The sequence below is a fragment of the Aquimarina algiphila genome (genome assembly GCF_007489275.1).
Taxonomy (GTDB): Bacteria; Bacteroidota; Bacteroidia; order Flavobacteriales; family Flavobacteriaceae; genus Aquimarina; species Aquimarina algiphila.
In genome coordinates, this window is record NZ_VLNR01000026.1 from 11,726 (window position 1) to 24,240 (window position 12,515).

14 protein-coding genes are annotated in these 12,515 nt (G+C 32.5%); 4 read left to right on the top strand and 10 right to left on the bottom strand.

All coding sequences use genetic code 11. From position 1 onward, the window contains the following. Positions 1 to 54: 54 nt before the first annotated feature. The 10 genes from moaA to FOF46_RS13600 all read right to left on the bottom strand — a co-directional run bounded on the left by moaA (position 55) and on the right by FOF46_RS13600 (position 7,387). On the bottom strand, positions 55 to 1,086 hold the full coding sequence (gene moaA, locus FOF46_RS13555; protein WP_143916791.1) for a GTP 3',8-cyclase MoaA: 1,032 nt from the start codon (positions 1,084 to 1,086) through the stop codon (positions 55 to 57). Next, positions 1,079 to 1,990 (bottom strand): bifunctional molybdenum cofactor biosynthesis protein MoaC/MoaB, encoded by a 912-nt coding sequence (gene moaCB / locus FOF46_RS13560; RefSeq protein ID WP_143916792.1) that lies wholly within the window; start codon positions 1,988 to 1,990, stop codon positions 1,079 to 1,081. The genes moaA and moaCB overlap by 8 nt, the downstream gene beginning before the upstream one ends. 40 nt (positions 1,991 to 2,030) lie before the next feature. Further along, positions 2,031 to 2,456 carry a four helix bundle protein gene (locus FOF46_RS13565; RefSeq protein ID WP_244299614.1) on the bottom strand — a complete coding sequence of 142 codons (426 nt, stop codon included), beginning with the start codon at positions 2,454 to 2,456 and terminating at the stop codon, positions 2,031 to 2,033. Beyond that, the gene (locus tag FOF46_RS13570) at positions 2,438 to 2,881 is read right to left on the bottom strand and encodes a molybdenum cofactor biosynthesis protein MoaE (protein ID WP_109434278.1); all 444 of its coding nucleotides are present in this window, start codon (positions 2,879 to 2,881) and stop codon (positions 2,438 to 2,440) included. The genes FOF46_RS13565 and FOF46_RS13570 overlap by 19 nt, the downstream gene beginning before the upstream one ends. Before the next feature lie 11 nt (positions 2,882 to 2,892). Next, complete coding sequence (moeB, locus tag FOF46_RS13575) at positions 2,893 to 3,984, bottom strand: HesA/MoeB/ThiF family protein (protein ID WP_143916793.1); 1,092 nt, start codon at positions 3,982 to 3,984, stop codon at positions 2,893 to 2,895. 28 nt (positions 3,985 to 4,012) lie between these two features. Then, the gene (locus tag FOF46_RS13580) at positions 4,013 to 4,249 is read right to left on the bottom strand and encodes a MoaD/ThiS family protein (protein WP_109434277.1); all 237 of its coding nucleotides are present in this window, start codon (positions 4,247 to 4,249) and stop codon (positions 4,013 to 4,015) included. After that, positions 4,233 to 4,817 (bottom strand): molybdenum cofactor guanylyltransferase, encoded by a 585-nt coding sequence (gene mobA / locus FOF46_RS13585; protein WP_143916794.1) that lies wholly within the window; start codon positions 4,815 to 4,817, stop codon positions 4,233 to 4,235. The genes FOF46_RS13580 and mobA overlap by 17 nt, the downstream gene beginning before the upstream one ends. Before the next feature lie 59 nt (positions 4,818 to 4,876). Beyond that, positions 4,877 to 5,212 carry a winged helix-turn-helix domain-containing protein gene (locus tag FOF46_RS13590; RefSeq protein ID WP_143916795.1) on the bottom strand — a complete coding sequence of 112 codons (336 nt, stop codon included), beginning with the start codon at positions 5,210 to 5,212 and terminating at the stop codon, positions 4,877 to 4,879. Between the two features lie 132 nt (positions 5,213 to 5,344). Then, positions 5,345 to 6,520 carry a molybdopterin molybdotransferase MoeA gene (locus tag FOF46_RS13595; RefSeq protein ID WP_143916796.1) on the bottom strand — a complete coding sequence of 392 codons (1,176 nt, stop codon included), beginning with the start codon at positions 6,518 to 6,520 and terminating at the stop codon, positions 5,345 to 5,347. A 312-nt stretch (positions 6,521 to 6,832) separates the two neighbouring features. Continuing rightward, positions 6,833 to 7,387 (bottom strand): hypothetical protein, encoded by a 555-nt coding sequence (locus tag FOF46_RS13600; RefSeq protein WP_109434273.1) that lies wholly within the window; start codon positions 7,385 to 7,387, stop codon positions 6,833 to 6,835. A gap of 358 nt (positions 7,388 to 7,745) precedes the next feature. Between FOF46_RS13600 and FOF46_RS31555 the strand changes: the two genes are divergently transcribed. The 4 genes from FOF46_RS31555 (at position 7,746) to FOF46_RS13615 (ending at position 12,469) form a co-directional block, all read left to right on the top strand. Continuing rightward, positions 7,746 to 7,910 carry a hypothetical protein gene (locus FOF46_RS31555; protein ID WP_167571831.1) on the top strand — a complete coding sequence of 55 codons (165 nt, stop codon included), beginning with the start codon at positions 7,746 to 7,748 and terminating at the stop codon, positions 7,908 to 7,910. A gap of 86 nt (positions 7,911 to 7,996) precedes the next feature. Beyond that, positions 7,997 to 9,973: a tetratricopeptide repeat protein gene (locus FOF46_RS13605; RefSeq protein WP_143916797.1), complete on the top strand. Its 1,977-nt coding sequence runs from the start codon at positions 7,997 to 7,999 to the stop codon at positions 9,971 to 9,973. A 17-nt stretch (positions 9,974 to 9,990) separates the two neighbouring features. Beyond that, positions 9,991 to 10,659, top strand: a complete 669-nt coding sequence (locus FOF46_RS13610) for a response regulator (RefSeq protein WP_109434271.1) — start codon at positions 9,991 to 9,993, stop codon at positions 10,657 to 10,659. A 1,123-nt stretch (positions 10,660 to 11,782) separates the two neighbouring features. Continuing rightward, complete coding sequence (locus FOF46_RS13615; RefSeq protein ID WP_167571833.1) at positions 11,783 to 12,469, top strand: TIGR04282 family arsenosugar biosynthesis glycosyltransferase; 687 nt, start codon at positions 11,783 to 11,785, stop codon at positions 12,467 to 12,469. Positions 12,470 to 12,515: the final 46 nt, after the last annotated feature.

Here is a 12,515-nt window from a genome sequence, read left to right on the forward strand (position 1 = left end):
GAAAATAGTAATATTAATGTTGATATTTAGGGAATTAGAAAGAATAACGTTGTGCTATCCTCCAATTGCAATCATACTTCGGTTATTATGAGAATCAGGTTTGTTAAACTTATCTAAGGTATCCATCCCGTTACGGACTTTTAATTTAGTTTGTATTGCTTTTTGAACAATAGGAGAGATAGGTTTTCCCTCTCTTAATGGTGTTAATAGATCTGATTCTTTAGAAGAAAACAGGCAATTTTTTATTTGACCATTGGCAGTGAGTCGTATTCTGTTACAACCATCACAAAAAGGATTGGTTACAGAGCTTATAACAGCAAAAGTACCTTGATATCCTTTTATTTGATAACTTTTTGTAGTGTCATTTGGCGCATCTTTACATTTTATAATGTCATCTTTTTCAAAATTTGAATACACTTGATTAAGAATTTTCTGTAACGAAACTAGCTTATCCATATTCCACTTATTACCATCAAAAGGCATAAATTCTATAAAACGAATTTGTATGGGTAAATCTTTACTAAGATTGATAAAATCGATAACTTCATTATCGTTAAAGCCTTTCATCAAAACACAATTTACCTTCACATTAAATCCTTCCTTAACTAGAAGAATAATATTTTGATATACTTTTTCAAAATAAGATCTGCGAGTGATTTCTGAGTTTTTATTAGCATCTAAAGAATCAAGACTAACATTAAGTGTTGTAATCCCACATTTTTTGAAGTGATCAATAAACTTATCTACAATAACGCCATTGGTTGTCAAAGTAAGTTGTACGGGCAGTGAAGAAAGTTTTTCCATGATTAGAGCAGCATCTTTACGTACCAAAGGTTCTCCACCTGTTAAGCGAATTTTTGTAACTCCCAGATCTACAAATTCTTTGGCGATAGTGTAGATTTCTTCATAGGTCATGATGTGTGCCTTGGGAGATAACTGGATTCCTTCTGCAGGCATACAATAGGTACATCTTAGATTACATCTTTCTGTAAGCGAAATACGTAAATAATCATGTTTTCTACCAAAGGTATCGGTAAGAATATCAGTGGCTACAGGTTTGCGATGTCCAGCGTCTGACTTAGTCATGTCTAGCTCCTTTTAAAATTCTAAATACATGTAATACTTCAGGAAAAATAGAATCCATAGATTCTTTGGCTCCTTTGGTAGATCCAGGAAGCGCCAGTACTAATGTATTTTTAATAGTTCCGGCTACGCTTCTTGAAAGCATGGCATAAGGCATACGATCTTGTCCATATTTACGAATAGCTTCTTCAATACCTGGGATAGTTCGATTTAACAACGGTTTTAAAGCCTCTGGAGTGACATCACGTTGGGATAATCCCGTACCGCCGGTATAAATGATAAGATCAGCTCCTTGTTTCTGATATAACTTTGCTTTTTCTTGTATCACTTCGGCTTCATCAGGAATGATAATATAATCCATGATATCCACTTCACAAGCCTCTAATTTGGTTATAATAGCTTTACCAGCTCTATCTTCTTTTTTTCCTTCAGAAATAGAATCTGAACATACAATTACGGCTGCTTTAAGGTCTCTCCTAAACTTATCTTTATAATCAGATTTTCCTCCTTTTTTATTAAGGAGTTTGATATGATGAATTTCTACGCCTTTATCAATAGGTTTTAGCATATCATACATGTTTAGGGCTACAACACTTGCCCCATGCATGGCTTCGACCTCAACCCCTGTTTTATAGATGGTTTTTATAGTAACCAGAACTGTAATTTCCAGTTCGTTTATGGTATACTCGATACCAGTATATTCTATTGGTAGTGGATGGCAATCAGGAAGTAACTCGGGTGTTTTTTTTACACCCAGTAAACCGGCAGCTTTACTCATAGCAAATACATCTCCTTTGGGTACAGTGCCTTTTTCTATAGCTTCTATAGTTTCTGGTTTACTAACCTTAACAATAGCTTGAGCAGTTGCAATTCTTAATGTTGATGTTTTATGTGTGATGTCTACCATATTGTATAAATAAAAAAATTCAAAAAACAAGAGCCAAAATTTAATCTTTAGCTTTATTAATAATACTAGATAAAATTTTGTTTAATTCGGTCGCCTCCTGAATAAGTTCTTCTATTTTGTTTACTTCTTCAATTTCTGAAGAGATTTTTATTAATTTTAACCAATATCTGCTTTCTTTTGCTTCTTTTCTGGCGATTTTCAGACGCATTTTAAAATCTTTTGCACCCAACGGTTCGTTGGCTTCAATATAATTTGCTCCAACAGAACCAGAAGAACGAATTACCTGTTTAATGTCATCCATATTGATTAGAGATTTAGTCAAATTTTTGCAAAAAAGTCTCACATCCGCCGCAAAGTTGAAAGCTCTATCTTCTAAATCATATTTTGATGTTGTCATTTGTATTTTTTGAAGTTTGAAACTTACTTTTTGAGGTTTGCAAAACAGTTTTAACTGTTTTGTTTCCATTGATGTGTTTGGTCTTCAAATAGTTCTTTTCCAAAAACGGGGACATCTGCTTTAATGGCTTCAACGACATATTCCAGAGCTTCAAAAACAATTTTTCTTCGAGGAGAAGAGACAAAAACAAATAGACAAATCTCTCCTGCATTTACTTTTCCCAAACTATGATAAATATGCATGCAAGTGAGATCAAATTTTTCAAATGTAGCTTCTCGTATATCATGGAATTTTTGATTTGCCATATCTTCATATGCGGTATAATCAATTGCGACAATGCGATTTCCATCGATTTCGTCTGCCCGTACTTGACCCAAAAAGATATTGTGCGCTCCAATACTGGTTTTGGTCTGATGCTTGGCAATAGAATTGCCTATGAATTCAGATGAAATTGCTCCTTGAACAAATACATTTTTTGGTTTCTTTTTTTCCATATATTTAATTTCTATACTTCTTTTATGGTTTGAAATTCATAAAGTGCCATTGCTCCTCCTTTAACATGAGAAACATTTTTAAAATCGTGTTCCAGAAGAATTTCTACTGCTTTTTTACTTCGAATACCTGATTGACAAAACACAATGATTTCTTGCTCTTTATCTATTTTATTGATGTATTGTTGAAGCTGACCTAATGGAACATAATCAGGGTTTAAATTGTCTATTTTTGGTTGTTCATGGGGTTCGCGTACATCAATGAATAGTATATTATTCATCTCAAAAGCATCTCTAGCGTCTATCTCTGATATTTTTGATATTCCGCAGAATACATCATAATCTGTAGTTTCAAAGTTTTTAGCATTGGCAATTACCTTAGAGACTTCAGACTCAACTCTGGGAATACTAAAAGAAGAAGATTGTGCTGTCAAACAATCATAGGTAAATAATATCCCGTTAAGGATATTGCCTAAATGTAGAATAATTTTTAATGTTTCATTTGCTTGCATGCTTCCTATGATACCGGGTAGTACTCCTAAAACACCTATTTCTGAACAAGAAGGTACACTTCCTGCCTTTGGAGGTTCTGGAAATAAACAGCGATACGTAGGTCCCTCTTGATAATTAAACACAGAAACTTGCCCTTCAAACTTAAAAATAGCTCCGTATACCAGAGGCTTTTTAGCAATTAGACAGGCATCATTTACTAGATATCGAGTAGAAAAATTATCAGTGCCATCTACAATAATATCATATTCAGAAAAAAGAGAAACTGCATTTTTTGTAGTTAGTTTTTCTGGATATGCGTTGATGGTAATATCTGGATTGAGATCTTCAAGACGATGTTTTGCAGCTAATGATTTATTCATTCCTAAAGAACTATTTCCATACAAAATCTGGCGATGTAAATTAGAGATGTCTACCGTATCGAAATCGATAATGCCTATGGTGCCGATTCCTGCTGCAGTAAGGTATTGTAGAACCGGACAGCCTAAACCTCCAGCGCCAATAACTAATACTTTGGCAGCGTTAAGTTTTTCCTGACCAGAAGTGCCTATCTCTGGTAAGATGACTTGTCTATGATATCTGGGGTTGAAATTCATTTGTATTATGTTAATAGTTTTTATTCTATCATCCTCCTGCAAAAGGAGGTAATAAAGCTATTTCTGCCTTAGAGTCGATCATATAATTTTGATCTACTAATTTTTGATCTACAGCTATTTTAAAATTCTTATCGCTTAATTTGGGATGTTGATGTTTTAGTTTCTCTACTAATTGAGATACCGAACATACTTCAGTTTGGACCTCTTCTTCATTAATAGAAGTGGCCTCTGCCAGCATACCAAAATATTTAATAGTCAATTGCATCTGTAATTGTTTTTAAATCTTCAATAGTATTTAAATTTATAACCAATGCTTCTTCTTTTTCAGAAACCGTGATTGTTTTTGTACGCATTGCTAAAACCAGTTTACGTAAACGTCGCTCTCCGTTTTTTAATAATTCAAAACATTTTTCTGCACATTGTTTTTTATATAAAGCAATTAAGGGAATTGTTTTTCCTTTGCTTTCGAACTGAACAATATCATAGTTCTCGGTTCTATATTCTAAAAGTTGTTGTAAAACCCCAGTATTAATTAATGGGACATCACAACTTATAACAAGATTATTCTTTGTTTTTGAATGCAGTAATCCTGCATGAATTCCTGCTATTGGTCCTGATTCAGGTACGATATCTTCAATTCTTTTTATATTGAATGTATCATAATCAGGGTTACTACTTACAATGATGAGCTCAGTTACTAATGGTTGTACTGCATCGATAATATGTTGTATAAAAGGTTTGTTTTGTAAAAGAATCAGGCCTTTTTCACGTCCCATTCTCGAGCTTTTTCCGCCCGCTAGAATAATTCCCGTTATGTCTTTTTCTTTATTCATCAATACCAATACCTTAATGCATAAATCTAATTTCTAGAAAAAGTTCTCCTTTTTTTAAATTATAGTGTTATTTCTTTTGATTGTTGATCAAGAAACTCCCAACATTTTTGATTAATGGTATCAAATGTTTGAATCATCTTTTCTCCGTATGGAGTTAAATGAGCACCACCACCGCCTTTTCCACCTGTAGAAGTAATAACTAAAGGCTCCTTGGTAGCCTTATTCATACTATCCAATAAATTCCAGGCTTTCTTATAAGACATTTCCAAACTACTTGCTGCCTTACTCAAAGAACCTGTTTGATTGATAGCTTTTAATAATTTTACTCTTCCTTCACCAAGAAAAACACCGTTCTCTGATTCGATCCAAATCCTACTCTTTATTTTGTAATCCATAATTCATGTTTACTAGCGTTTGGTTTTCAAAGATACAACGATTTTTCTGGATAGATTTTTCTTTATCAGAATTTTAGCAAATAATGATTTTTCGATCTGTTTTTTTATAATTCTCTAGTGAAGAGTGTGTTTTTATGGCAGATTTATCACGGTAACAGTATCTCCAATGTTTACTTCGGTTACTTCTTCAGGAAGGTATACTATTGCATTGGCTAATGCAAACGATCTAAGCATAGAAGATGCTTGCCCATCTAGAATGGTTACTTTATTACCATCTATTAGGGCCTTTAGAAATTCTGCTCGTTGCCCTTTTTTTTGATAATGACTAGCAGAAATAGCAGTATTTCGGGTTAAGTTATGGTTTTCATACCCTGCGATTTTTAATAAAGAAGGAAGTACATAAATATAAAAACAACTTAGAGAAGAGGCTGGATTACCTGGTAATGCAAAGATAGTTGTGTTTTGTTTTTTAGCAAAGTAAAGTGGTTTCCCTGGTTTTTGCTTTACTTTATAAAATATCTCTTCGACATCCAGGGCTTGTAATGCTTTGCCAACAAAATCATAATCCCCTACCGATATTCCTCCAGAAATCAATACCACATCATATTGGTCAATAACAGTCTCTAAAATAGAAAGCGTAAGATCATATTCATCTTCTATTTTATAATATGATATATCTGTAAATCCAGCTTTGTTGAGTGCGCTGGATAACATAATTGAATTACTCTCATAGATTTGACCGTATTTTAGTTCTTGTCCCGGAGGTATTAATTCATTTCCTGTTGCAATAATTGCGATCGAAGGTTTTTGGTACACAGGAATATGAGTAATTCCTAAACTAGCTAAATATCCAATAGCCGCAGCCGTCATTAAGGTTCCTTTTGCTAGTGCGATGTCATCTTTTTTGATTTGTTCGCCAAAAGGACGAATATTCGCATTAGAAACGACATGTTCGCTTAGTATAACCTGATTATTTTGAACAGTTACTTTTTCTTGCATAATCACTGCTTGAGCTTGCGAAGGTACTGGAGCTCCTGTAAAAATTCTAATCGCTTCTCCTTGTTCTAGTTTTGGATCGGTATCATCTCCAGCCTTAACTTCACCTATAAGCGTAAAGGTTTTTTCGTCTATAGAGCCTAATGCATATCCGTCCATTGCAGATTGTCGAAATGGGGGCATATGAATCGGAGAAAGAATATCTTCTGCAAGGACATATCCAAGTGATTTTGATATGAGAATATCAGAAGTTATAGTTGTTTTTTGAATATTTTTTTGGGCTAATTGAAGGGCTTTCTCTACAGTAATCATTGGTAATTTTTTCTATAGGTAAAGGTACTACGAAATTCTAATATTTTTTAAATTATACATTAACAATGAATGGGTGGTATAAAAATAAGTTGAGAAAGATACTATATTCAAAAAACCTCCCAAGGGTATACTAAACGTAATAGTATTTCTGGGAGGTTTTTTAATGAACAAAATAAAAGATCAAATGCAAAAGCTGTCTAAAAAATGTTCTTAGCTGTTATGTCGAGTATTCCAATACGTTTTGATATAACAGTGTATTCCTTAAGATATTTTTTATGCAGCCCTGTTTTTGATTTTATCATATTTTTCAAATTATAAAGACACAATGGTTGTAATCTTTAAAGTAGGATTGATTTGAGAAATAATGGTAATACTTTTATCTGTTTTTTCGATCACCTTGGTTTCAGGTACGATATTAATCAGATCGATTTCTTTATCCCGGTATACAGGATTAATTTTTGGTTTACTTACTTCAGGTAATTTGATTTCATCTTTAGACGAACTTTTGGCATTAGGTCGTAGGTAAACCGATAGTGGCCTTTGTTCAAAATCAATAAGCCAGCTAATCAACTCCATGTTGGCAGGAGTGGTGGACTTTGTTTCTCCTATTAAAAAATTTACAATGGGCTTAAACTTGTCACCCTTCATATTCTCGATGGCTTGAAGCTTATCTTCTCCATCTTTAAATTTAAAAAAACGATTTAAGATCTGCTCGTCATACTTTCCTTTTCTTTTGTCGAGCAACCATATACACGCTTCTTTAATTTGTTTTCGAGTAGGCTTTAAAAGATAACTACTCATGTCTCCACCTTTTTCCCTGTTGTACTGGTCAAGAATTTCATTCTTGTAGGACATACTTGTTTTCATTCTCATAGATATAAATAGGTTTTTAAAGGAATCTTCTGGTATTCCAAGGAATCTTTGGAATCCTTGGAATGGGATGTGAATCCAGATTTGGGTTCTTTATAAATTCACATCAACAAAATGACTCCGGTTTCATATTGCTAACATAGTAAATGTACGGCTTTAGTTTTTACGGTAACCCGTAATTCTATGGTAAAAACTTACATGAAAAGAGGAAAAACACCACTGCGCAGGCTCTTTTTATGTTAAAAAATTAACAAATACCCAAGTATTAACGGTTGCTGACAACCCAAAACAAGTATCTGGATAAATATCCGGACGGCAACCACTTTTTTTAAATCGAAAATAAAACCCAAAAATTATGAAAACGATTACTTACCTACTTATTGCACTTTTTATAACTGCTAATTTAACCTCTTGTACTGCCGATAGTGTAGCCAATGATGAAGATATCTCTGCTGAGCTAGTTGCTACCAACGGAGAGAATGGACAAGTTGATTCTGAGGACGCAGGAGGCGGCCAATAATAGAGAAAGTCTTAAAAGTTATTAAATCCGGTGTATGTAGTTATTTTAGGCTATATACACCGGATTTAATTTAGTACCTTAGAGGTATGAAACTTTGGCGCGTCGATTTTCTTCTTCATACTATAATGAGGGTACTTATCTTGTGTACCATCTCATTAACTTATGGTCAATCAAAAGAACAGACTTCGCTATCTCAAAAACAATTAGATAATATTACTCAACACTATACATTGAGTAATGTAGACTCTTTATCTCTATCACAACGATTGTATCATGTTAGTTCTTTCTTAAAAGGAGCAAAATTATCTCAACAAGATTCTTTGGTTTATAAAGGGTTGAGGCAGAAGACATGGCTACTTAGTAAAAGTAAACAGTTTGACAGCGCTATTATATATTCCCACGAATTATATGATTTAGCGAGACAAAATAAAGACACTTTTTTTATTACAAATGCATTGACTAAACTAGGGTTCTATAATAAGAAAAATAGTGAATTAGCAGAATCTTTCAAATACTATAATGAAGGATTTAAAATCTCTAAAATTTCTAAAGACAGTATTAACATGGGTAGAAGTTTATTACAGATGGCCAATATTCAGGCTTCTTTAGGAGATTATTCTGGAAGTAAAACAACGGCGGTTGATGGGGTTGTCTATTTAGAAAAAACTACTGATTTAAGAAATTTAGGAGGGTTATATCATATTATTTCAGTAGCTCATATAGAACAGAAAAAATATGAAGAAGCGTTTCGATATAATGACTTAGCATTATCTCTTGGTAAAGATAGTCTGTCTGCAAAAAGAATTGGCATTAAAAATATTTTGGTTTTTAGAAATACCAAAGCTAACATACTAGCAAAGCAAGGAAAATATCAAAAAGCGCTGACTATTTTAAAAGAATTAGTATCAGATCCTGTAGTACAAAATGATCGTTGGGAGTATGCTAGAGTTATTGACAATCTTGGCTATATACAATGGTTGGAAGACGAAAAAAATGAAAATTCAGAACAATTACTCCTTAATGCGAAAAAGATACGCGAAGAAATTAATGATATTCAAGGATTGATTGCAAGTAATATTCATTTAACTAAGTATTATTTTAAGAATGATAAAATTAAAGCATCAGAGTATGCTGAAGGGGCTTATCAAAATGCTAAAGGGCATCGTACTTTAACTTCAATTCTTGAGGCTCTTGATTTTGTATTTAAATTTAAAGAAAATACCAATGAAGAAGCGAAGGTGTATAGTCGGATCCATAAGGAACTAGAAGAAGCTAATCAAAATAACAGAGAAATTTATGCAGTTACGCGTTATGAAAACGATAAACTTGCGAATAAAATTCTGGTTTTAGATGCACAAAAAGCGCAACAAGAATCTGAAACGGCCAGACAACGTTCTCAGAAAATTATGTATCTTTTAGGTACGGTTATTCTTGCATTATCAGGTGGTTTTGTGTTTTATTTATTACAACAACGGTATAAACGAGAGAAAATACGAGAAGTATATGATGCAGAAACCCGTATCTCTAAAAAATTACATGACGAGCTGGCCAATGATGTATATAATGTAATGGTGCAGATACAAAATGAACAAAATAGTCCTGATGTATTAGATAAATTAGAAGAGATCTATAATACGACCCGGGATATCTCTAGAGAACATAATAGCTTTACGACGGGAGAAAACTATGCTGCAGAGCTCACCAATATGTTGAGTGGGTATAGTTCTAATGAGACCAAAATCATTATAAAAGACATCGAGGATGTCAATTGGGAATCGGTAGACCCCGAAAAAAAGATCATTGTGCATCGAACTTTGCAGGAATTAATGATCAATATGAAAAAACATAGTGAAGCAGGGCTGGTTGCGGTGACATTTAAGAAAACACTGAAAAACGTAGGAATTACATATGCTGACAACGGAATTGGAGTGTCAGAAAATGAAATAATACATAGTAACGGACTCCGAAATGCGGAAAACCGTATAAAAACCATCGGAGGATCGTTTATCTTTGATTCAGAAAAAGGAAAAGGCTTTAGAGCCAGGATTAGTTTCCCAAATTAATTATAATAATAACACTTATGTTCAAGAAAGTTTTAGTAACAGAAGACCTTGGTAGTATTAATCACGGTATAGCACAGATTCTTCATGAAAGAACTGGCATTAATGAAATAGATCAGGCACAATATTGTGATGATGCACACCTAAAGGTGAGAAGAGCTATAAGTGACGGCAAACCTTTTGATTTGTTGATCACTGACCTTTCTTTTAAAGAGAGTCATAGAGAACGTAAATTAAAATCAGGTATTGAGCTTGTAGAGGCGGTACGTGCTATACAACCCGATATACGGGTTATCATATATTCTATGGAAGACAGACCTGGTAAGATCAAATCGTTTTTTGCTGATCAGGCGATTAATGGATATGTATGTAAAGGGAGGTATGGATTAAATGAATTGGTGCAATCGGTTACCGAGGTATATAATGGGAATGCATACTTATCTCCACAATTAGAAAGTTCTATGAGTAAAAACAATGTTTTTGAACTCATGGACTATGATATTTTATTACTTAAACATTTATCTGATGGGTTAACCCAGGACGAAATAGGAGATTATTTTAAAAAGAATCATATTTCTCCAAGCAGTATTAGTTCTATAGAAAAAAGACTTAATAAATTAAAATTCAATTTTAAAGCTAAAAATGCGATTCACCTGGTTGCAATGACTAAAGATTTAGGATTGTTATAAATTGAAATTTAGAAATAAATCAAATACATTATACCTTCTTTCCTTTCTTCTAGACATCAAGGTCTATTGTAATTAGATAAAAGTACTTTCTTGTGGTATTCCGGACTTGATCCGGAATCTTTTTTTACCAAATATTCATATCTCAAATAGACGTAGATTATTATACGTTGCATTCCCTGCAAGAGTTTGATCGAATAAAATAGTATAGAAATTCATTTTTTAGTTAAAAATAATCGTGATCACATACATAGAGAAAGTATAAGGTCATGCAAATTCATTCTCTCCCTAATTGTTAACTCCTGCTGATTTGCATCAAAATTGTGTTAAATACACAAATGTTATGGAAATCCGTAATAAATTGCTAGGGATTAATAATAGCTTTACAGAACTCTCGAAATTGAATAGAAAAACTGACTATTATAAAAATAACAACCCCGCAATTGTAAAACTTTGGCGAGCCAACAAAAGCAGGGTCTGAATAACGATTGATCTAATAAAACCAACCATTATAATGGTATTTTTATAATAACAAATCATTCAAAAGCACTTCAGTGCTTTTGAATGATTTATCGTTAAGTACGTGTGTAAATTCTTACAGAACTAATGTTTTTTATATTCCTACAGGCACAATATAGTAAGAAGGTTTTATATTTTTACGGTTTCCCGTATATTATTTATTCTTTTTTTTAAAAAAAGAGGTTTAAAATAATCTTATTCCCGCATGCTTTAAAATTTAAAATTCAATGCTTTATAAAAAGTAGTCGTTGATATCAGTCTATAATTACAAGAATGTGATTAAGAATTACTTTGTCATTAGAACTTAATCTAATTTAGGGGACCGAGATGGGGTTTTTAGAATTCTTTTGTAAGAAAGAAATGTGTTAAAAAACCCCGGGAAGTATTGAGATAATCAATTATTAATCTTATAGTAAGCGAATTACATCAAATAACACAAGTTTGAGAAAGGGATGTTTTATTATCGTATTAAATTTTTTAACTAATTTGGATTTTAATGTGTTGATATTGAGTTTTTAATAAAAAATAAATTACAAAAAGATTATTTTTTGTAATGCACTTTTTTTAATACGACTAAATAGTTTACTCATCTAATTTTTATAATGAATTGATAGACCAACATGAGCAAATAGCGGTTCTCATATTTGCTAATTCTTCAGAAGAAGAATTAAAACATAAATGCATTCCTAAAGGGAAAGGTTTATTTAATTATTTTAATTCTCAAACACTTAAGAAAGTTCGTAAAACCAATTTACCTTTCTTTCTTTATTCAGAAAAAGATCAGTTGGGTAATAATTTTGCAGAACGTTTTGCAAATGCAATTGAAGATCTTTTTAATAAAGGATATGAAAAAATCATTACACTCGGTAATGACAGTCCTAATTTAAAAGTTTCTCATATTATTGAGGCTAGTAAAAAACTATCCCATAATGATGCTGTTATTGGTCCATCTATGGATGGAGGGGTCTATTTAATGGGGCTTCATAGAAAATCTTTTAATAAGCTACAATTTCTAGAATTACCTTGGCAAACGAATACACTAGCTAAAACATTTATCAATAAGATTTTAAAGCTTGGATTAACGGTTCACTTCTTGAAATACCTTAAGGACATTGATAATCTAAAGGATTTAAAACAATTTTTAAGAGATATAAGAAATTTGTCATCAATATTTAAGAATATTCTGCTGACAATTTTTAAAACTTCTTTTCAGGAAATTCGATTTCAGGATGTCTTTATTTCCAAAGTCGTAACTACGTTACATTTTAATAAAGGTTCGCCAAGTTTGATTTAGTAAATCCTAAATTAAATTTTTCACTATTTATATTATTATTAAGCTT